At 62.2% G+C, this 16,934-nt stretch carries 31 protein-coding genes; all 31 read right to left on the bottom strand.

Annotation, left to right across the window (positions count from 1 at the left end; all coding sequences use genetic code 11):
* Positions 1 to 31: 31 nt before the first annotated feature.
* The 31 genes from cutA to tuf all read right to left on the bottom strand — a co-directional run bounded on the left by cutA (position 32) and on the right by tuf (position 16,872).
* Complete coding sequence (gene cutA / locus M1D55_RS10720) at positions 32 to 400, bottom strand: divalent-cation tolerance protein CutA (protein ID WP_006577447.1); 369 nt, start codon at positions 398 to 400, stop codon at positions 32 to 34.
* Between the two features lie 170 nt (positions 401 to 570).
* Positions 571 to 966 carry a 50S ribosomal protein L17 gene (rplQ, locus tag M1D55_RS10715; protein WP_006577446.1) on the bottom strand — a complete coding sequence of 132 codons (396 nt, stop codon included), beginning with the start codon at positions 964 to 966 and terminating at the stop codon, positions 571 to 573.
* Between the two features lie 160 nt (positions 967 to 1,126).
* Positions 1,127 to 2,107 (bottom strand): DNA-directed RNA polymerase subunit alpha, encoded by a 981-nt coding sequence (locus tag M1D55_RS10710; protein ID WP_006577445.1) that lies wholly within the window; start codon positions 2,105 to 2,107, stop codon positions 1,127 to 1,129.
* A gap of 178 nt (positions 2,108 to 2,285) precedes the next feature.
* Positions 2,286 to 2,909, bottom strand: coding sequence for a 30S ribosomal protein S4 (gene rpsD / locus M1D55_RS10705; protein WP_006577444.1), 624 nt, complete (start codon positions 2,907 to 2,909; stop codon positions 2,286 to 2,288).
* A 281-nt stretch (positions 2,910 to 3,190) separates the two neighbouring features.
* On the bottom strand, positions 3,191 to 3,592 hold the full coding sequence (gene rpsK, locus M1D55_RS10700; protein WP_023264857.1) for a 30S ribosomal protein S11: 402 nt from the start codon (positions 3,590 to 3,592) through the stop codon (positions 3,191 to 3,193).
* 25 nt (positions 3,593 to 3,617) lie between these two features.
* Positions 3,618 to 3,983 carry a 30S ribosomal protein S13 gene (rpsM, locus tag M1D55_RS10695; protein WP_006577443.1) on the bottom strand — a complete coding sequence of 122 codons (366 nt, stop codon included), beginning with the start codon at positions 3,981 to 3,983 and terminating at the stop codon, positions 3,618 to 3,620.
* Between the two features lie 19 nt (positions 3,984 to 4,002).
* Positions 4,003 to 4,119 (bottom strand): 50S ribosomal protein L36, encoded by a 117-nt coding sequence (gene rpmJ, locus M1D55_RS10690; RefSeq protein WP_006160433.1) that lies wholly within the window; start codon positions 4,117 to 4,119, stop codon positions 4,003 to 4,005.
* Positions 4,120 to 4,151: 32 nt separating this feature from the next.
* Positions 4,152 to 4,370 carry a translation initiation factor IF-1 gene (gene infA, locus M1D55_RS10685; RefSeq protein WP_006577442.1) on the bottom strand — a complete coding sequence of 73 codons (219 nt, stop codon included), beginning with the start codon at positions 4,368 to 4,370 and terminating at the stop codon, positions 4,152 to 4,154.
* Positions 4,371 to 4,392: 22 nt separating this feature from the next.
* Entirely contained in the window at positions 4,393 to 5,736 is a 1,344-nt protein-coding gene (gene secY, locus M1D55_RS10680) for a preprotein translocase subunit SecY (RefSeq protein ID WP_023264856.1), read from the bottom strand.
* A gap of 46 nt (positions 5,737 to 5,782) precedes the next feature.
* Positions 5,783 to 6,217 carry a 50S ribosomal protein L15 gene (rplO, locus tag M1D55_RS10675; RefSeq protein WP_006576228.1) on the bottom strand — a complete coding sequence of 145 codons (435 nt, stop codon included), beginning with the start codon at positions 6,215 to 6,217 and terminating at the stop codon, positions 5,783 to 5,785.
* A 31-nt stretch (positions 6,218 to 6,248) separates the two neighbouring features.
* The gene (rpmD, locus tag M1D55_RS10670; protein WP_006576229.1) at positions 6,249 to 6,431 is read right to left on the bottom strand and encodes a 50S ribosomal protein L30; all 183 of its coding nucleotides are present in this window, start codon (positions 6,429 to 6,431) and stop codon (positions 6,249 to 6,251) included.
* A 14-nt stretch (positions 6,432 to 6,445) separates the two neighbouring features.
* On the bottom strand, positions 6,446 to 6,964 hold the full coding sequence (gene rpsE, locus M1D55_RS10665; RefSeq protein WP_006576230.1) for a 30S ribosomal protein S5: 519 nt from the start codon (positions 6,962 to 6,964) through the stop codon (positions 6,446 to 6,448).
* A 20-nt stretch (positions 6,965 to 6,984) separates the two neighbouring features.
* Entirely contained in the window at positions 6,985 to 7,341 is a 357-nt protein-coding gene (rplR, locus tag M1D55_RS10660; RefSeq protein ID WP_006576231.1) for a 50S ribosomal protein L18, read from the bottom strand.
* An 11-nt stretch (positions 7,342 to 7,352) separates the two neighbouring features.
* Entirely contained in the window at positions 7,353 to 7,886 is a 534-nt protein-coding gene (rplF, locus tag M1D55_RS10655) for a 50S ribosomal protein L6 (protein WP_006576232.1), read from the bottom strand.
* Positions 7,887 to 7,895: 9 nt separating this feature from the next.
* A complete protein-coding gene (gene rpsH, locus M1D55_RS10650) occupies positions 7,896 to 8,291 on the bottom strand; it encodes a 30S ribosomal protein S8 (RefSeq protein ID WP_006576233.1) in 396 nt (131 codons plus the stop codon).
* A gap of 27 nt (positions 8,292 to 8,318) precedes the next feature.
* A complete protein-coding gene (gene rpsN / locus M1D55_RS10645; protein WP_006576234.1) occupies positions 8,319 to 8,624 on the bottom strand; it encodes a 30S ribosomal protein S14 in 306 nt (101 codons plus the stop codon).
* 9 nt (positions 8,625 to 8,633) lie between these two features.
* Positions 8,634 to 9,176, bottom strand: a complete 543-nt coding sequence (gene rplE / locus M1D55_RS10640) for a 50S ribosomal protein L5 (RefSeq protein ID WP_006576235.1) — start codon at positions 9,174 to 9,176, stop codon at positions 8,634 to 8,636.
* A gap of 25 nt (positions 9,177 to 9,201) precedes the next feature.
* Entirely contained in the window at positions 9,202 to 9,510 is a 309-nt protein-coding gene (gene rplX / locus M1D55_RS10635; protein ID WP_006576236.1) for a 50S ribosomal protein L24, read from the bottom strand.
* 9 nt (positions 9,511 to 9,519) lie between these two features.
* Positions 9,520 to 9,888, bottom strand: coding sequence for a 50S ribosomal protein L14 (rplN, locus tag M1D55_RS10630; RefSeq protein WP_006576237.1), 369 nt, complete (start codon positions 9,886 to 9,888; stop codon positions 9,520 to 9,522).
* Positions 9,889 to 10,178: 290 nt separating this feature from the next.
* Positions 10,179 to 10,457, bottom strand: a complete 279-nt coding sequence (gene rpsQ, locus M1D55_RS10625) for a 30S ribosomal protein S17 (RefSeq protein WP_006576238.1) — start codon at positions 10,455 to 10,457, stop codon at positions 10,179 to 10,181.
* Entirely contained in the window at positions 10,454 to 10,648 is a 195-nt protein-coding gene (gene rpmC, locus M1D55_RS10620) for a 50S ribosomal protein L29 (RefSeq protein WP_006576239.1), read from the bottom strand. The genes rpsQ and rpmC overlap by 4 nt, the downstream gene beginning before the upstream one ends.
* A gap of 11 nt (positions 10,649 to 10,659) precedes the next feature.
* Positions 10,660 to 11,076: a 50S ribosomal protein L16 gene (gene rplP / locus M1D55_RS10615; RefSeq protein WP_006576240.1), complete on the bottom strand. Its 417-nt coding sequence runs from the start codon at positions 11,074 to 11,076 to the stop codon at positions 10,660 to 10,662.
* A gap of 2 nt (positions 11,077 to 11,078) precedes the next feature.
* Positions 11,079 to 11,876 (bottom strand): 30S ribosomal protein S3, encoded by a 798-nt coding sequence (gene rpsC / locus M1D55_RS10610; protein WP_023264853.1) that lies wholly within the window; start codon positions 11,874 to 11,876, stop codon positions 11,079 to 11,081.
* A 9-nt stretch (positions 11,877 to 11,885) separates the two neighbouring features.
* Positions 11,886 to 12,215 (bottom strand): 50S ribosomal protein L22, encoded by a 330-nt coding sequence (rplV, locus tag M1D55_RS10605; RefSeq protein WP_006576243.1) that lies wholly within the window; start codon positions 12,213 to 12,215, stop codon positions 11,886 to 11,888.
* 9 nt (positions 12,216 to 12,224) lie between these two features.
* Entirely contained in the window at positions 12,225 to 12,500 is a 276-nt protein-coding gene (rpsS, locus tag M1D55_RS10600; protein ID WP_006576244.1) for a 30S ribosomal protein S19, read from the bottom strand.
* A 22-nt stretch (positions 12,501 to 12,522) separates the two neighbouring features.
* Positions 12,523 to 13,353 (bottom strand): 50S ribosomal protein L2, encoded by an 831-nt coding sequence (gene rplB / locus M1D55_RS10595; protein WP_023264852.1) that lies wholly within the window; start codon positions 13,351 to 13,353, stop codon positions 12,523 to 12,525.
* A gap of 2 nt (positions 13,354 to 13,355) precedes the next feature.
* On the bottom strand, positions 13,356 to 13,670 hold the full coding sequence (gene rplW / locus M1D55_RS10590; RefSeq protein WP_006576245.1) for a 50S ribosomal protein L23: 315 nt from the start codon (positions 13,668 to 13,670) through the stop codon (positions 13,356 to 13,358).
* Positions 13,667 to 14,287, bottom strand: a complete 621-nt coding sequence (gene rplD / locus M1D55_RS10585) for a 50S ribosomal protein L4 (RefSeq protein ID WP_053822679.1) — start codon at positions 14,285 to 14,287, stop codon at positions 13,667 to 13,669. Before rplD ends, rplW begins: the two co-directional genes overlap by 4 nt.
* Before the next feature lie 11 nt (positions 14,288 to 14,298).
* On the bottom strand, positions 14,299 to 14,949 hold the full coding sequence (gene rplC, locus M1D55_RS10580) for a 50S ribosomal protein L3 (RefSeq protein WP_006576247.1): 651 nt from the start codon (positions 14,947 to 14,949) through the stop codon (positions 14,299 to 14,301).
* 339 nt (positions 14,950 to 15,288) lie between these two features.
* A complete protein-coding gene (gene rpsJ, locus M1D55_RS10575) occupies positions 15,289 to 15,597 on the bottom strand; it encodes a 30S ribosomal protein S10 (RefSeq protein WP_006576248.1) in 309 nt (102 codons plus the stop codon).
* A gap of 84 nt (positions 15,598 to 15,681) precedes the next feature.
* A complete protein-coding gene (tuf, locus tag M1D55_RS10570; protein ID WP_238512233.1) occupies positions 15,682 to 16,872 on the bottom strand; it encodes an elongation factor Tu in 1,191 nt (396 codons plus the stop codon).
* Positions 16,873 to 16,934: the final 62 nt, after the last annotated feature.

The following is a 16,934-nucleotide window of genomic DNA, read 5'->3' as shown; positions in this document are numbered from 1 at the left end:
CTGCCCATCGTCGGTTACCTGCTGTTTTTCGTTATGCCGCGTCGTTGCCCGCTCGAGCGTTGCCGTTGCCGCCCGGCGTCGCGGTCTGCTGGACGACCCAGTCCAGATAGGCCGGCAGCCCTGCCTGCACGGGCAGGGCGACGATCTCGGGCACGTCGTAGGGATGGTGCTGGCGGATGACCGCTTCGAGCGCGTCGTAGCAAGCCCGCGTGGTCTTGATCAGCAGCGGCAGTTCGCGCGCGGTCTCGATCGCGCCCTGCCACCAGTACTGCGACTCGCAGGCCGGCAAACGGTTCACGCACGCGGCCACCCGCGCCTCCAGCAGCGCGCGGGTCAGCGCGGTCGCGCTGTCCTCGTCCGGCAGCGTGGTGATCACGACCAGTACCTGCGGTGCGTCCATCGAAATCGCTCCTGCGTGACGCCGACTCAAAAACGGCGGCCCAAAAACAAAAGAGCCAGGCAATTGCCTGGCTCGATTGTAAGCGGTTCGCCCATCCGGAGCGCCCGTGGCGCCCGCCGCGTCGAATCGGCGGTCGGTCCGGCGGTCGGACCAGCGAAGAGGCGAAGGTCTTACTCCGCAGCTTCCTCGGCCGGGGCCTCGGTCACTTCGGGGCGATCGACCAGCTCGACCAGCGCCATCGGCGCGTTGTCGCCCTGACGGAAGCCGAACTTCAGGATGCGGGTGTAGCCGCCCGGACGGGTGGCGTAGCGCGGGCCCAGTTCGTTGAACAGCTTGGTGACCATGTCGCGGTCGCGCAGGCGGGCGAAAGCCAGACGGCGGTTGGCGACGGTGTCCTTCTTGGCCAGCGTGATCAGCGGCTCGACGACCTTGCGCAGTTCCTTGGCCTTCGGCAGCGTGGTCTTGATCAGCTCGTGCTGGAACAGCGAGTTGGACATGTTGCGCAGCATCGCGAGACGGTGCGACGAGGTGCGGTTCAGTTTCCGCAAACCATGACGGTGACGCATGATGATTCCTTTCTAGATCAGTGTTTGACCAGCTCTTCTATCGCCAGCGCCTTCCTTCGGGAGCGCGCCGGCGCGGGCCGGTAGTCGGGTTGCGCCGCCTGGCCATCCGGCCAGGCGGCAGGGACTGGCGGCGGGCGCCGGCTGGCGCCCGCCACGCAGATTACTTCTCCAGGCCAGCGGGCGGCCAGTTCTCGAGCTTCATGCCGAGCGTCAGGCCACGCGAAGCGAGGACTTCCTTGATTTCGTTGAGCGACTTGCGACCCAGGTTCGGGGTCTTCAGCAGCTCGTTCTCGGTACGCTGGATCAGGTCGCCGATGTAGTAGATGTTCTCGGCCTTCAGGCAGTTGGCCGAGCGCACCGTCAGCTCCAGGTCGTCGACCGGACGCAGCAGGATCGGATCGATCTGCGGCGCGCGGCTCGAAGCGGCTTCCGCCGACGATTCGGTGCCTTCCAGCGCGGCGAACACGGACAGCTGATCGACCAGGATGCGCGCCGATTGACGGATCGCTTCCTCGGGCGAGATCACGCCGTCGGTTTCGATGTTCATCACCAGCTTGTCCAGGTCGGTACGCTGTTCGACACGGGCCGACTCGACCGCGTACGAGACGCGGCGCACCGGCGAGAACGAGGCGTCCAGCACGATGCGGCCGATCACCTTGCTCGACTCGTCGCCGAACTTGCGAACGTTGCCCGGCACATAGCCGCGGCCCTGTTCGACCTTGATCTGCATGTCCAGCTTGCCGCCGGCTGACAGATGGGCGATCACGTGGCCGGGGTTGATGATCTCGACATCGTGCGGCAGCTCGATATCGGCGGCCGTCACCACGCCTTCGCCTTCCTTGCGCAGCGACACCGTGACTTCGTCGCGGTTGTGCAGCTTGAAGACGACGCCCTTCAGGTTCAGCAGCAGGTTGACGACGTCTTCCTGCACGCCGTCGATGGTGGAATATTCGTGGACCACCCCAGCGATCGTCACTTCGGTCGGGGCATAGCCGACCATCGACGACAGCAGCACGCGACGCAGGGCGTTACCGAGCGTATGGCCGTAGCCGCGCTCGAACGGCTCCATCACGACTTTGGCGTGATGATCGCCCAGCGGCTCGACGGCGATGATTTTTGGCTTGAGGAGTGCTGTTTGCATTAGGTTGTCCTTTTCAATACCCTCGGCTCGTTACACCGATAAGGCTGAGTTTTGGAACCCGAAAAAACCCATCGTACGATGGGCAATAAGCCCGGCGCGCCGAAGCGCGCCGGGCTGAAGATGGAGCTCGACGAGAAATCGCAAGCCGCGGCCGTTGTAGGCGAACGGGTCCGGGCGATTAACGCGAATACAATTCGACGATCAGGCTCTCATTGATGTCGCCCGAGATATCGGCGCGATCCGGCACTTGCTTGAACGTGCCTTCGAACTTCTTGGCATCGACGGCAACCCAGCTCGGGAAGCCCGACTGCTCGGCCAGCGACAGCGACTCGGCGATACGAGCCTGCTTCTTCGCCTGTTCGCGGATCGACACGACATCACCGACCTTGATCTGCGCCGACGGCACGTTCAGGGTCTGGCCGTTGACCAGGATCGCCTTGTGCGACACCAGCTGGCGCGCTTCGGCGCGGGTCGAGCCGAAGCCCATCCGGTACACGACGTTGTCCAGGCGCGTTTCCAGCAGCTGGAGCAGGTTCTCGCCGGTATTGCCCTTGCGGCGGTCGGCCTCGGCAAAGTAGCGGCGGAACTGGCGCTCGAGCACGCCGTAGATACGCTTGACCTTCTGCTTTTCACGCAGCTGGGTACCGTAGTCGGAGGTACGGGCGCCCGAGGTACGGCCGTGCTGGCCCGGCTTGCTGTCCAGCTTGCACTTGTCGGCGAGCGAGCGGCGCGCGCTCTTCAGGAACAGGTCGGTGCCTTCACGGCGGGAAAGTTTGGCCTTCGGGCCGGTATAACGTGCCACTTTATCTTCCTTACTGATTCGATCGCGGCGCCAGGATCGACGCGCCGCGAGTCCGCCTGCTGCATCCGCCCGGAGGGCGGCGACGGCGAACGGTGGGCTTATCCAACGCGCGCGGCCGGACGGCTGCGCGCCACACGATGAATTCGCACTGAATTCCGACGATCTGTCCGCGGCAACCGCAGGCGCGGGTGCCTCGCCGACAAAACGCGGCATTCTATCACAACAAGAACGACAGAACCCGCGCCCGGAAAATCCGGCGCGGGTCCGGCGATGCCTGGCGCTTAGATACGACGGCGCTTCGGCGGACGGCAGCCGTTGTGCGGCACCGGCGTGACGTCTTCGATCACGGCGATCTTGATGCCCAGCGCGTTCAGCGCGCGCACGGCCGACTCACGACCCGGGCCCGGGCCCTTGATGCGCACTTCCAGGTTCTTGATGCCCTGGTCTTGCGCCACGCGGCCGGCGTTCTCGGCAGCAACCTGGGCTGCGAACGGGGTCGACTTGCGCGAACCCTTGAAGCCCTGGCCACCCGAGGTTGCCCACGACAGGGCATTGCCCTGACGGTCGGTGATCGTGATGATCGTGTTGTTGAACGAGGCGTGGACGTGCGCGATGCCGTCGGCGACGTTCTTCTTGACCTTCTTACGCGCGCGCTGGGCGGCGTTATTCGGACCTTTTGCCATTAGTTATCTTCCTCTGCCTTGGGCGTTACTTCTTCAGAGCCACGCCGGCCTTACGCGGACCCTTGCGGGTACGGGCGTTGGTGCGGGTGCGCTGGCCACGCAGCGGCAGGCCGCGGCGGTGACGCAGGCCACGATAGCAACCAAGGTCCATCAGACGCTTGATGTTCATCGTGGTTTCACGACGCAGGTCACCCTCGACCGTGACCTTGCCCACTTCGTCACGAAGCTTTTCCAGGTCGGCGTCGGTCAGATCCTTGACCTTCTTGTCAAAAGGAACGCCAGTGGCCTCGCAAATCTTGCGAGCGCGCGAGCGGCCGATACCGTAAATCGCCGTCAGGCCGATCTCGGTATGCTTGTGATTCGGGATGTTAACCCCTGCGATACGTGCCATTCGTCAATCCTCTTTACGATTAGCCTTGGCGTTGCTTGTGGCGGGGATCCGACGAGCAGATCACGCGCACGACACCGTTGCGCTTGATAACTTTGCAGTTGCGGCAAATGCGCTTAACAGAAGCCAGCACTTTCATGATTTTCCTCTTCCTTCAATTCCTGTTTCGGCTCACTTCGTCCGGAAGACGATGCGCGCGCGTGACAGATCGTATGGCGTCAATTCGACCGTAACTTTGTCCCCCGGCAGGATGCGGATGTAGTGCATCCGCATCTTCCCGGAGATATGGCCCAGTACGACATGGCCATTTTCCAGCTTCACCCTGAAGGTCGCATTGGGCAGGTTTTCGATTACCTCACCCTGCATCTGGATGACGTCGTCTTTAGCCATACCTAGCCTGTCCTGACCCGGCTCAGCGCAAAGTCAGGTTACCTTTGAAATTGGCCTTCTTCAGCAACGACTCGTACTGCTGCGACATGACATAGGACTGAACCTGGGCCATGAAGTCCATCGTGACGACCACGATGATCAGCAGCGAAGTTCCGCCGAAATAGAACGGCACGTTCCAGCGCAGCACCAGGAATTCCGGCAACAGGCAGACCAGTGTGATGTAGATCGCACCAGCCAGCGTCAGTCGCACCAGAATCTTGTCGATATAGCGCGTCGTCTGCTCGCCAGGACGGATGCCCGGAATGAAGGCACCGCTTTTCTTCAGGTTGTCCGCCACTTCCCGGCTGTTGTAGACCAACGCCGTATAGAAGAAGCAGAAGAACACGATTGCCGCAGCATAGAGCAAGATGTACACCGGTTGGCCGGGCGACAGCGTCGCGGCCAGGTCCTTGATGAACCTGCCCACGGTGCCGGTCGAGTCCGACGTGAACCAGCCCGCGATCGTCGCCGGGAACAGGATGATCGACGATGCGAAGATCGGCGGAATCACCCCTGCCATGTTCAGCTTCAGCGGCAGGTGCGACGACTGGCCGCCGTACACCTTGTTGCCGACCTGACGCTTGGCATAGTTCACCAGGATCTTGCGCTGGCCGCGTTCGACGAACACCACCGCGAACGTCACCGCGATCACGATCGCCACGATGAAGATCGCCGCGATGATGCTCATCGAGCCGGTGCGAACCAGTTCGAACAGCCCGCCGATCGCATTGGGCAAGCCCGCCGCGATACCGCCGAAGATGATGATCGAGATGCCGTTGCCCAGTCCGCGCTCGGTGATCTGCTCACCCAGCCACATCAGGAACATCGTGCCGGTCACCAGCGTGATCACCGCGGTAGCGCGGAACATCATGCCGGGGTCGATCACCAGGCCGGGTTGCGACTCGAGCGCGACCGCGATCGAGAACGCCTGGAAGGTCGCCAGCAGCACGGTCCCGTAACGGGTGTACTGGGTGATCTTCCGCTGTCCGGCCTGCCCTTCCTTCTTCAGCGATTCCAGCTGCGGCAGCACGATCGTCAGCAGCTGCATGATGATCGACGCCGAGATGTACGGCATGATGCCGAGCGCGAACACGGTGAAGCGCGACAGCGCGCCTCCCGAGAACAGGTTGAACATCCCGAGGATGCCACCCGACTGACTCTGGAACAGCTGCGCCAGTTGCTCCGGATCGATTCCCGGCACCGGAATATGCGCACCGATGCGGTAGACGATCAGGGCCAGCACCAGGAACATCAGCCGGCGCTTGAGGTCGCCGTACTTCGCCGTGTTCCTGGCCTGTGCGCTTGCATTGGGTTTCGCCGTGGCCAAACGATGCTCCGACTTGTGACTCGCCTATGCTGCGAAATCTGCTTACTTACTCCGCGATCTGACCGCCCGCGGCTTCGATCGCTGCCTTGGCGCCAGCGGTGGCGCCCAGACCCTTGATCGTCACCTTGCGGGTCAGCTCGCCGGCCTTGATCACCTTGGCGCTCTTGACCAGGTCGCTGACCAGGCCAGCCTGCTTCAGGACCAGCAGGTCGACCTCGGCCGCTTCCAGGCGCTCCAGATCACGCAGCGTGACTTCGGCGGTGAACGCCTTGGTCAGCGACGTGAAGCCGCGCTTCGGCAGACGACGGTACAGCGGCATCTGGCCGCCTTCGAAGCCCACCTTGTGGAAGCCGCCCGAACGCGACTTCTGACCCTTGTGACCGCGACCGGCGGTCTTGCCCAGGCCGGAGCCGATACCGCGGCCGACGCGACGCTTGGCGTGCTTCGAACCGGCGGCCGGTTTCAGGTTGTTCAGTTGCATATTGCTCTCCAATTCCGGACTTGGCCCAGGCTTAGCCGATGACCTTCACCAGGTACGAGACCTTGTTGATCATGCCGCGCACGGCCGGCGTATCCTGCAGTTCCGACACCGAGTTGAGGCGGCGCAGGCCAAGACCACGGACGGTGGCGCGATGATCCTCGCGCGTGCCGATCAGGCTGCGCACGAGTTGCACTTTTACGGTTTTCTGCGACATTTCGTTCACCTGCCTTAACCGAGGATGTCTTCGACAGACTTGCCACGCTTGGCGGCGATTTCGCCCGGCGTGCTCATCTTCTGCAGACCGTCCAGCGTGGCGCGAACCATGTTGTACGGGTTGGTCGAGCCGTGCGACTTGGTGACGACGTTGGTCACGCCCATCACTTCGAAGATCGCGCGCATCGGGCCGCCGGCGATCACGCCGGTACCTTCCTTGGCCGGCATCATCAGCACCTTGGCGGCGCCGTGCTTGCCAACGACTTCGTGCTGCAGCGTGCCGTTCTTCAGCGGGACCTTGACCATCTTGCGACGGGCTTCGTCCATTGCCTTCTGCACGGCCACCGGCACTTCCTTCGCCTTGCCCTTGCCCATGCCGATGCGGCCATCGCCGTCACCGACCACGGTCAGCGCAGCGAAACCGAGAATCCGGCCGCCCTTCACCACCTTGGTGACGCGGTTGACCGAGATCATCTTCTCGCGGAGGCCGTCGTCGCGTTCGTCCTGCTGGACTTTTGCTTGCATCTTTGCCATGACGTATCTCTCTTAAGCGCTTAGAACTTGAGGCCAGCTTCGCGGGCAGCGTCAGCCAGGGCCTTCACGCGACCGTGGAAGCGGAAGCCGGCGCGATCGAACGCCACGGTTTCCACGCCGGCGGCCTTCGCCTTCTCGGCGATGCGCTTGCCGATCACGGTGGCAGCAGCGGTAGTGGCACCGCTGCCGGTCAGTTCCTTGCGCACTTCTGCTTCGAGGGTCGAAGCCGACGCCACCACCTGGGTGCCGCACGGCGAGTAGACCTGAGCGTAAATATGCGTATTCGTACGGAACACAGTCAGACGATTGACCTTCAGCTCGGCAATCTTGGCGCGGGTCTGACGTGCACGGCGCAAACGAGCGTCTTTCTTGTTCATCACTGCACCCCTTACTTCTTCTTGGTTTCCTTCAGGATGACGCGCTCGTCAGCGTAGCGAACACCCTTGCCCTTGTAGGGCTCGGGCGGACGGTACGCGCGGACTTCCGCGGCAACCTGACCGACTTTCTGCTTGTCCGCACCCTTGATGATGATCTCGGTCTGCGTCGGCGTTTCCGCCTTCACGCCTTCCGGCATCTCATGGATCACGTCGTGCGAGAAACCAAGCTGGAGCTTCAGCGCAGCGCCTTGCAGCTGGGCGCGGTAACCCACGCCAACCAGCGTCAGCTTGCGCTCGAAACCGGTGGTCACGCCCTTGACCATATTGGCCGCCAGAGCACGCATGGTGCCCTGCAGAGCGTTTGCTTCGCTCGATTCGTCAGCCGGGGAGAAGGTCAGCGTCTCGTTCTCGACGTTGGCCTTGACCAGCTTGTGAATCGGCTGGGACAGCGTACCGAGCGGGCCCTTGACGGTGAGCACGCCGGCCGCCACATTCACTTCCGCGCCTTTCGGCAGCGCGATGGGAGCCTTACCTACACGGGACATGGTTACTCCTTACGCGACGTAGCAGATGACTTCGCCGCCCACGCCGGTGGCACGTGCCGCGCGATCGGTCATCAGACCCTTGGGGGTCGAGATGATCGCGACGCCCAGGCCGTTCATCACTTGCGGGATTTCGCTGCGGCCCTTGTACACGCGCAGACCGGGCTTCGACACGCGTTCGATGCGCTCGATCACCGGACGGCCGGCGTAGTACTTCAGACCGATGGTCAGTTGTGCCTTGCCGCCTTCCTCGGCGACAGCGTAGTCGTCGATATAGCCTTCGTCCTTCAGGACCTTGGCGATCGCCACTTTCAGCTTCGACGACGGCATGACAACCGACGCCTTCTGCACGCCCTGGGCGTTGCGGATGCGCGTCAGCATATCGGCGATAGGATCGCTCATGCTCATACTGTTTCTCCTGTAGCCTGTGCGTAATTACCAGCTGGCTTTCGTCAGACCCGGAATTTCGCCCTTGAAGGCGATTTCACGGATCTTGTTACGCGCCAGGCCAAACTTGCGGAAGGTACCGCGGGGACGACCGGTGATCGCGCAGCGATTGCGCTGGCGGGTCGGATTGGCGTTGCGCGGCAGCTGTTGCAGCTCCAGGCGCGCTTCGTAACGCTCTTCTTCCGACTTCGCTTGGTCGTCGATGATGGCCTTGAGGGCAGCGCGCTTCTCGGCGTACTTCGCCGCGAGCTTCGCGCGCTTCTTCTCACGTTCAATCAGAGCCAATTTAGCCACGGTTACCCCTTAATTGCGGAACGGGAACTTGAATGCCGCGAGGAGCTCCTTGGCTTCCTCGTCATTCTTCGCCGTCGTCGTGATGCTGATGTTCAGACCGCGCAGCGCGTCGATCTTGTCGTACTCGATTTCGGGGAAGATGATCTGCTCTTTCACACCGATGTTGTAGTTGCCACGGCCGTCGAACGACTTGCCGGACACACCACGGAAATCGCGCACGCGCGGCAGGGCCACGGTGACGAAACGGTCCAGGAATTCCCACATCCGTTCGCCACGCAGGGTCACCATCGCACCGATGGGATAGCCCTGGCGAATCTTGAAGCCGGCGATGGCCTTGCGGGCCTTCGTCACGACCGGCTTCTGACCAGCGATCTTGGTCAGGTCGCCCACTGCCAGCTCGATGACCTTCTTGTCATTGATGGCTTCGCCCAGACCCATGTTCAGCGTGATCTTGGTGATGCGGGGCACCTCCATGACCGACTTGTAGCCGAACTTCTTCATCAGGGCCGGAACGACCTGTTCTTTGTACTGCTCTTGCAGACGTGCTGCCATGCTCAACTCCTATCCGTGCCCAGAATCAAGCGGCGACGACGGCGCCGGTGGTCTTGAGCACGCGCACGCGCTTGCCTTCCACCAGCTTGATGCCGACGCGCGACGGCTTGCCATTGGCATCCACGAGCGCAACGTTGGAAATATGCAGGGGCATGACCTTGTCGATCACGCCGCCGGTCGTGCCCAGCATCGGGTTCGGACGTGCGTGCTTCTTCGCGACGTTCACGCCCTCGACGGCGACCTTGTCGCCCAGCACGGCCTGGACCTTGCCGCGCTTGCCCTTGTCCTTGCCGGTCAGGACGATGACCTCGTCGCCTTTGCGAATCTTGTTCATGGCGGCTCCTTACAGCACTTCCGGCGCGAGCGACACGATCTTCATGAAACGCTCGGTACGGAGTTCACGAGTCACCGGCCCGAAGATACGGGTGCCGATCGGCTCGAGCTTGTTGTTCAGCAGGACAGCGGCATTGCCGTCGAACTTGACGAGCGAACCGTCCGCGCGGCGCACGCCCTTGGCGGTGCGGACCACGACGGCGTTGTAGATGTCGCCCTTCTTCACACGACCGCGCGGCGCTGCGTCCTTGACGGTCACCTTGATGATGTCGCCTACGCTCGCATAGCGGCGCTTGGACCCACCCAGCACTTTGATGCACAGCACTTCGCGCGCACCCGTGTTATCGGCCACTTCGAGCCGGCTTTCTGTCTGAATCATGGTGTTTGTCTTCCCAACTTAATCCACCGGGCCCACGAAAAAGGTACGCCCGCCGGTCAGTCTTGGTCCCGTCGGCCACCGGCATTGCGCCAGTCACCGTTTGGGTTGATCAACTTGAAGTCGGTGTGCCAGGCGGTCTGAACGGTGTGACTGTCAGGAGCCGCTAGGCCTGGGGTTCGCTTTAACGGACCGCCCGGGTGGTGTTACAAGAGACGGCCGCAATAAAGCGGAAGTCCAGGATTATAGCACATAACCCTGGACCTGCAAGTCAACCGAGAACCTGTTGGTTCTTAGATGACGCGCGCTGCTTCGACCAGCCGGGAAACGACCCAGGACTTGGTCCGCGAGATCGGACGGCCTTCCTGGATCTCGACCTTGTCGCCTTCCTTGTACTGGTTGGCTTCGTCATGCGCCTTGTACTTCTTCGAGCGCAGCACGTACTTGCCATACAGCGGGTGCTTGACACGGTTTTCGACCAGGACCGTCACGGTCTTGTCCATCTTGTCGCTTACCACACGGCCGACCAGCGTACGGCGAAGCGACGATTCCGTTTTTGCAGTTTCAGTCATTTCGAGTTCGCCTTTTCGTTCAGCACGGTATGCACCCGCGCGATGTCCTTGCGCACCTTCTTCAGCTGGCTGGTGTTCTGCAGCTGTTGGGTGGCCTTTTGCATGCGCAGGCTAAATTGGGCCTTCAGGAGCTCGGAGAGCTCCTGGTTCAGGCCTGCGGCGTCCTTGCCGCGAAGTTCGGATGCTTTCATCCCTGCTCTCCTTACGTCCCGACCTGGCGCACCACGAAATTGGTCGCGATCGGCAGCTTGGCCGCCGCGAGGCGGAACGCCTCACGCGCCAGCTCTTCGCTCACGCCATCCATTTCGTACAGCATCTTGCCCGGCTGGATCTCAGCCACGTAGTACTCCGGATTGCCCTTGCCGTTACCCATACGGACTTCGGCAGGCTTCTTCGAGATCGGCTTGTCCGGGAAGATCCGGATCCAGATGCGGCCGCCACGCTTGATGTGGCGGGTCATCGCACGACGTGCCGACTCGATCTGACGAGCCGTCAGACGGCCGCGGCCCATTGCCTTCAGGCCGAATTCGCCGAAAGACACGGCGTTGCCACGGGTAGCCTTACCCGTGTTGCGGCCTTTCTGCTCCTTGCGATATTTTCTGCGCTTCGGTTGCAGCATCGTTATTCTCCACTCTTCGCGTCTGCGCCAGGCGCAGCGCGGCGACCGGCACCAGCGCCACCGCGGCGGTTGCCACCCGGACGGCCTTCACCGTCACGACGGCGACCGTCCGGACGACCCGGGCGACGACGACGTTCGTCTTGCGGCTCTTCCACCACCGGCGCGTCGTTGCGGCCGAGGTGATCACCCTTGTAGACCCACACCTTGACACCGATGATGCCGTAGGTGGTTTCTGCTTCGGAGAAGCCGTAGTCGATGTCGGCACGCAGGGTGTGCAGGGGCACGCGGCCCTCGCGATACCACTCGGTACGTGCGATTTCGATACCGTTCAGACGGCCCGAGCTCATGATCTTGATACCCTGGGCGCCCAGGCGCATCGCGTTCTGCATCGCGCGCTTCATCGCGCGGCGGAACATGATGCGGCGCTCGAGCTGCTGGGTGATCGAGTCGGCGATCAGCTGCGCATCGGTTTCCGGCTTGCGGATTTCCTCGATGTTCACGTGCACGGGCACGCCCATGCGACGCTGCAGCTCGGCCTTCAGCAGTTCGATGTCCTCACCCTTCTTGCCGATCACCACGCCCGGACGCGAGCTGTAGATGGTGAGACGGGCATTGCGGGCAGGGCGCTCGATGACGACGCGGCCCACCGAAGCGTTCTTGAGCTTCTTCTTCAGAAAGTCGCGAACTTCGATGTCTTCCTTCAGCATGCCGGCGAACTTCGTGTTGTTGGCGTACCAACGCGAAGCCCAGTTACGGCTGACGGCCAGACGGAAGCCAGTCGGATGAATCTTCTGTCCCATCGTGACTCCTTAGTTGCCGAGCGTCACAGTGATGTGACAGGTTTGTTTCTCGATGCGGTTGCCGCGGCCCTTTGCCCGTGCGGTGAAGCGCTTGAGCGAGGTTGCCTTGTCGACGTAGATCGATTTGACCTTCAGCTCGTCGATGTCGGCACCTTCATTGTGCTCGGCGTTGGCGATGGCCGATTCGACCACCTTCTTCACGATCCCGGCAGCCTTTTTCGGGCTGAACGTCAGGATGTTGAGCGCGCGCTCGATCGGCAGACCACGGATCTGGTCGGCGACCAGGCGCGTCTTCTGGGCGGAGATGCGGGCACCGCGATGAATCGCTTTCACTTCCATGATGGCACCTTACCTCTTCGCTTTCTTGTCAGCCGCGTGGCCCTTGAACGTGCGCGTCAGCGCAAATTCACCGAGCTTGTGGCCAACCATGTTTTCCGTGACGTACACCGGCACGTGTTGACGGCCGTTGTGGACGGCGATCGTCAGGCCGATGAACTCCGGCAGAATGGTCGAGCGGCGCGACCACGTCTTGATGGGTTTCTTGTCCTTGCCGCTGACAGCCGTTTCCACCTTCTTCAGCAGGTGGGCGTCACAGAAAGGACCCTTTTTTGCAGAACGAGTCATGTGTTTAGCTCCTACCTACCGATTAACGCTTGTGGCGGCGCTGCACGATCATGCTGGCAGTGCGCTTGTTGCTGCGGGTGCGGTAACCCTTGGTCGGGGTGCCCCACGGCGACACAGGATCGCGACCAGCAGCGGTACGGCCTTCACCACCACCGTGCGGGTGGTCGATCGGGTTCATCACCACGCCGCGGACGGTCGGGCGAATACCGCGCCAGCGGGTCGCGCCGGCCTTGCCGATCACGCGCAGGCTGTGCTCTTCGTTGCCCACTTCACCGATGGTGGCGCGGCATTCGATATGCACGCGGCGCACTTCACCGGAGCGCAGACGCACCTGGGCGTAGACGCCTTCGCGAGCCAGCAGCACGGCGGAACCGCCGGCGGCACGCGCGATCTGAGCACCCTTGCCCGGCAGCATTTCCACGTTGTTGATCGTGGTACCGACCGGGATGTTGCGGATCGGCAGGTTGTTGCCGGCCTTGATCGGGGCTTCCGAGCCGTTCATCAGCTGCTGGCCGGCAACCATGCCCTTGGTGGCGATGATGTAGCGGCGCTCGCCGTCGGCGAACAGCACCAGCGCGATGTTGGCGCTGCGGTTCGGATCGTATTCCAGGCGCTCGACCTTGGCGGGGATGCCGTCCTTGTCGTTGCGCTTGAAGTCGATCACACGGTAGTGATGCTTGTGGCCACCGCCCTTGTGACGGGTGGTGATGTGGCCATTGTTGTTACGGCCCGACTTCTGGAATTGCTTTTCCAGCAGCGGCGCGTACGGATCGCCCTTGTGCAGGTTGCGGTTGACAACCTTCACCATCGAGCGACGACCCGGGGAAGTCGGCTTGGTCTTGACGAGTGCCATGATTACTTGGCCTCCGCTTCAAAATTGATTTCCTGACCCGGCTTCAGCGACACGTAGGCCTTCTTCACATGGTTGCGACGACCCATGAAGCGACCGAAACGCTTTTGCTTGCCCTTCTGGTTCAGGATCTGAACGGACTGCACCTCGACCTTGAACAGCAGTTCGACCGCCGCCTTCACTTCCGCCTTGTTGGCGTCGCGAGCGACTTCGAACACCACTTGTTCGTTCTTGTCGGCGACCAGGGTTGCCTTTTCGGAAACCACCGGCGCGAGCAGCACCTGCATCAAACGATGATCGTTCTTGGCTACTTGCGTCATTTGAGCAACTCCTCGATCTGCGCGACGGCCGCCTTGGTCACCAGCACCTTCTTGTAGTGCACGAGCGACAGCGGATCGGCGTGGCGCGGCTCGACAACCGCCACGTGCGGCAGGTTGCGCGATGCCAGGTAGAGGTTTTCGTCGAGGTTGTCGGTGATGATCAGCACCGAGTCCAGACCCATGGCCTTGAACTTGTCGGCCAGCAGCTTGGTCTTGGGCGCGTCGACGGAGAAACCCTCCACCACGTTGATACGACCTTCCCGGGCCAGCTGCGAATAGATCGAGCGCATGCCGGCACGGAACATCTTCTTGTTGACCTTCTGGCTGAAGTTCTCTTCCGGCGAGTTCGGGAAGATACGGCCGCCCCCGCGCCACAGCGGCGACGAGGACATACCGGCACGAGCACGGCCCGTACCCTTCTGACGCCACGGCTTCTTCGTGGTGTGCTTGACCTCTTCGCGGTCCTTCTGCTTCCGGTTGCCGCTACGCGCGTTGGCCTGGTAAGCGACGACGATCTGGTGAACCAGAGCTTCGTTGTAATCGCGGCCGAAGACTTCGGGCGAGGCAGCGACGCCCGCACCGATCTGACCGTTGTCCTGGAGGAGCTTAAGTTCCATGTGTCCGCTCCTTAAGCCGCAGCTTTGGCCTTGACGGCCGGGGTAACGATGACTTTGCCGCCCTTCGAACCCGGGATAGCGCCCTTGACCAGCAGCAGCTTGCGCTCTGCGTCGATCTTGGCGATGACCAGGTTTTGGACGGTACGCGTGACGTCACCGAGGTGGCCGGTCATGCGCTTGCCCGGGAACACACGGCCCGGATCCTGCGCCATACCGATCGAACCCGGCACGTTGTGCGAACGCGAGTTACCGTGGGTGGCACGGCCCGACGCGAAGTGGTAGCGCTTGATGGTACCGGCGTAGCCCTTACCGATCGTCACGCCCTGCACGTCGATCTTCTGACCGACCGCGAACAGGTCGACCGACAGCGTGCCGCCGGCTTGCAGCTCGGCAGCCTTGGCTGCGTCCACGCGGAATTCTTTGATGACTTCGCCCGCTTCCACGCCGGCTTTGGCGAGATGACCCGCCAGCGGCTTGGTGACGCGGCTTGCGCGCCGGGCGCCGAAGGTGACTTGCACCGCGGTATAACCGTCGGTCTCGTCCGTCTTGATTTGCGTCACGCGGTTGTCGCCGACCTCGATCACGGTCACGGGAATCGCTTCACCGTCGTCCGTGAAAATACGGGTCATGCCAACCTTGCGACCTACAAGGCCAAGGCTCATGGTTTGCTCCATTCCCGGCTGCGATTGGCCGGGGCTGATTGATACACGAAACGTGTTGAGTGTTTCTGGTGTCGGGGGCTTGCGCAAAAGAGACGGCGCACGGCCAAAACGGCCAGCCCAATACCCATAGATAGATGGGTAGCCTTACACTATATCGCACCCTTCTGGAAAGGGCAACTGCAATCTGGCAAGGCGTTCAGCAAACAGGGGATTTGCTGTTGCAACGTGGTTGATACGTCGCTATTTCGGCGTTTCGGCACCGAAAAAGGAAAACGGCGAACTCGCGTTCGCCGTTCCACTGCAGAGCGGCCGCGGGCGCGGCCGGTCTCGTCGGATCGATTACACCTTGATCTCGACGTCCACGCCAGCCGGCAGGTCCAGCTTCATCAGCGCGTCGACGGTCTTTTCCGACGGATCGACGATGTCCAGCAGACGCTGATGGGTGCGGATCTCGAATTGATCGCGGCTGGTCTTGTTCACGTGCGGCGAACGCAGGATGTCGAAGCGCTCGATGCGGGTCGGCAGGGGAACCGGGCCCTTGACGATCGCGCCGGTGCGCTTGGCGGTATCCACGATTTCGGCGGCCGACTGGTCGATCAGGCGATAGTCGAAAGCCTTCAGGCGGATACGGATCTTCTGGTTCTGCATGATTTTTCCTTAAAAGAGCGATGGGCCGTCATCGGCCCGGTGGTAGCAGGGACGGACGGTAGCCGCCCGTCCCGACAGCCTGGCTTAGTCCAGGATCTTGGCGACGACGCCGGCGCCGACGGTGCGGCCGCCTTCACGGATGGCGAAGCGCAGGCCTTCTTCCATCGCGATCGGGGCGATCAGCTTGACGGTGATCGACACGTTGTCGCCCGGCATGACCATTTCCTTGTCCTTCGGCAGCTCGATCGAGCCGGTCACGTCGGTCGTACGGAAATAGAACTGCGGACGGTAGTTGTTGAAGAACGGGGTGTGACGGCCGCCTTCGTCCTTCGACAGGATGTACACCTCGCCGGTGAAGTGCGTGTGCGGCTTGATCGAACCCGGCTTGCACAGCACCTGGCCGCGCTCGACGTCTTCACGCTTGGTGCCGCGCAGCAGCAGACCGACGTTGTCGCCAGCCTGGCCCTGGTCCAGCAGCTTGCGGAACATTTCCACGCCGGTGCAGGTGGTCTTGACCGTCGGGCGGATACCGACGATTTCGATTTCCTCGCCGACCTTGATCACGCCACGCTCGATACGGCCGGTCACCACGGTACCGCGGCCCGAGATCGAGAACACGTCTTCGACCGGCATCAGGAACGTACCGTCCACGGCGCGCTCCGGCGTCGGGATGTAGGTGTCCAGCGCCTCGGCCAGGCGCATGATCGCCTCTTCGCCCAGGTCGCCCTTGTCGCCTTCGAGCGCCAGCTTGGCCGAACCCTTGATGATCGGGGTGTCGTCGCCGGGGAACTCGTACTTCGACAGCAGCTCGCGCACTTCCATTTCCACCAGCTCGAGCAGCTCGGCGTCGTCCACCATGTCGCACTTGTTCAGGAACACGATGATGTACGGCACGCCGACCTGACGGGCCAGCAGGATGTGCTCGCGCGTCTGCGGCATCGGGCCGTCAGCGGCCGAGCACACCAGGATCGCGCCGTCCATCTGCGCGGCGCCCGTGATCATGTTCTTGACGTAGTCCGCGTGGCCCGGGCAGTCAACGTGCGCGTAGTGGCGGTTGGCCGTCTCGTACTCGACGTGCGCGGTGTTGATGGTAATACCGCGTGCCTTCTCTTCCGGCGCCGCATCGATTTCGTCGTACTTCTTGGCCGCACCACCGAACTTCGCTGCCAGCACCGTGGCGATCGCTGCGGTCAGCGTGGTCTTGCCGTGGTCAACGTGACCAATCGTACCAACGTTCACGTGCGGCTTAGTCCGCTCGAACTTTTCCTTTGCCATTTTTTTCAGCTCCTAATGGAATGCAGTCTTGTCGATTCATCACGCCGCCGCGCCCTCGCGGG

The sequence above is a fragment of the Cupriavidus sp. JZ107 genome (assembly GCF_053903255.1).
The sequence above is the reverse complement of the archived record's forward strand: the minus strand, read 5'-3'. Positions and strand labels throughout refer to the sequence as shown.

Coding starts and splice junctions, on each gene's coding strand:
- cutA (WP_006577447.1), bottom strand. CDS start 400: ATGGACGCACCGCAGGTACTGGTCGTGATCACCACGCTGCCGGACGAG.
- rplQ (WP_006577446.1), bottom strand. CDS start 966: ATGCGTCACCGTCATGGTTTGCGGAAACTGAACCGCACCTCGTCGCAC.
- M1D55_RS10710 (WP_006577445.1), bottom strand. CDS start 2,107: ATGCAAACAGCACTCCTCAAGCCAAAAATCATCGCCGTCGAGCCGCTG.
- rpsK (WP_023264857.1), bottom strand. CDS start 3,592: ATGGCAAAAGGTCCGAATAACGCCGCCCAGCGCGCGCGTAAGAAGGTC.
- rpsM (WP_006577443.1), bottom strand. CDS start 3,983: ATGGCACGTATCGCAGGGGTTAACATCCCGAATCACAAGCATACCGAG.
- rpmJ (WP_006160433.1), bottom strand. CDS start 4,119: ATGAAAGTGCTGGCTTCTGTTAAGCGCATTTGCCGCAACTGCAAAGTT.
- infA (WP_006577442.1), bottom strand. CDS start 4,370: ATGGCTAAAGACGACGTCATCCAGATGCAGGGTGAGGTAATCGAAAAC.
- rplO (WP_006576228.1), bottom strand. CDS start 6,217: ATGCAACTGAACAACCTGAAACCGGCCGCCGGTTCGAAGCACGCCAAG.
- rpmD (WP_006576229.1), bottom strand. CDS start 6,431: ATGTCGCAGAAAACCGTAAAAGTGCAACTCGTGCGCAGCCTGATCGGC.
- rpsE (WP_006576230.1), bottom strand. CDS start 6,964: ATGGCAAAGATGCAAGCAAAAGTCCAGCAGGACGAACGCGACGACGGC.
- rplR (WP_006576231.1), bottom strand. CDS start 7,341: ATGAACAAGAAAGACGCTCGTTTGCGCCGTGCACGTCAGACCCGCGCC.
- rplF (WP_006576232.1), bottom strand. CDS start 7,886: ATGTCCCGTGTAGGTAAGGCTCCCATCGCGCTGCCGAAAGGCGCGGAA.
- rpsH (WP_006576233.1), bottom strand. CDS start 8,291: ATGAGCATGAGCGATCCTATCGCCGATATGCTGACGCGCATCCGCAAC.
- rplE (WP_006576235.1), bottom strand. CDS start 9,176: ATGGCAGCACGTCTGCAAGAGCAGTACAAAGAACAGGTCGTTCCGGCC.
- rplX (WP_006576236.1), bottom strand. CDS start 9,510: ATGAACAAGATTCGCAAAGGCGACGAGGTCATCGTCCTGACCGGCAAG.
- rplN (WP_006576237.1), bottom strand. CDS start 9,888: ATGATTCAGACAGAAAGCCGGCTCGAAGTGGCCGATAACACGGGTGCG.
- rpsQ (WP_006576238.1), bottom strand. CDS start 10,457: ATGACTGAAACTGCAAAAACGGAATCGTCGCTTCGCCGTACGCTGGTC.
- rpmC (WP_006576239.1), bottom strand. CDS start 10,648: ATGAAAGCATCCGAACTTCGCGGCAAGGACGCCGCAGGCCTGAACCAG.
- rplP (WP_006576240.1), bottom strand. CDS start 11,076: ATGCTGCAACCGAAGCGCAGAAAATATCGCAAGGAGCAGAAAGGCCGC.
- rpsC (WP_023264853.1), bottom strand. CDS start 11,876: ATGGGACAGAAGATTCATCCGACTGGCTTCCGTCTGGCCGTCAGCCGT.
- rplV (WP_006576243.1), bottom strand. CDS start 12,215: ATGGAAGTGAAAGCGATTCATCGCGGTGCCCGCATCTCCGCCCAGAAG.
- rpsS (WP_006576244.1), bottom strand. CDS start 12,500: ATGACTCGTTCTGCAAAAAAGGGTCCTTTCTGTGACGCCCACCTGCTG.
- rplB (WP_023264852.1), bottom strand. CDS start 13,353: ATGGCACTCGTCAAGACCAAGCCGACTTCCCCGGGTCGTCGCTCGATG.
- rplW (WP_006576245.1), bottom strand. CDS start 13,670: ATGACGCAAGTAGCCAAGAACGATCATCGTTTGATGCAGGTGCTGCTC.
- rplD (WP_053822679.1), bottom strand. CDS start 14,287: ATGGAACTTAAGCTCCTCCAGGACAACGGTCAGATCGGTGCGGGCGTC.
- rplC (WP_006576247.1), bottom strand. CDS start 14,949: ATGAGCCTTGGCCTTGTAGGTCGCAAGGTTGGCATGACCCGTATTTTC.
- rpsJ (WP_006576248.1), bottom strand. CDS start 15,597: ATGCAGAACCAGAAGATCCGTATCCGCCTGAAGGCTTTCGACTATCGC.
- tuf (WP_238512233.1), bottom strand. CDS start 16,872: ATGGCAAAGGAAAAGTTCGAGCGGACTAAGCCGCACGTGAACGTTGGT.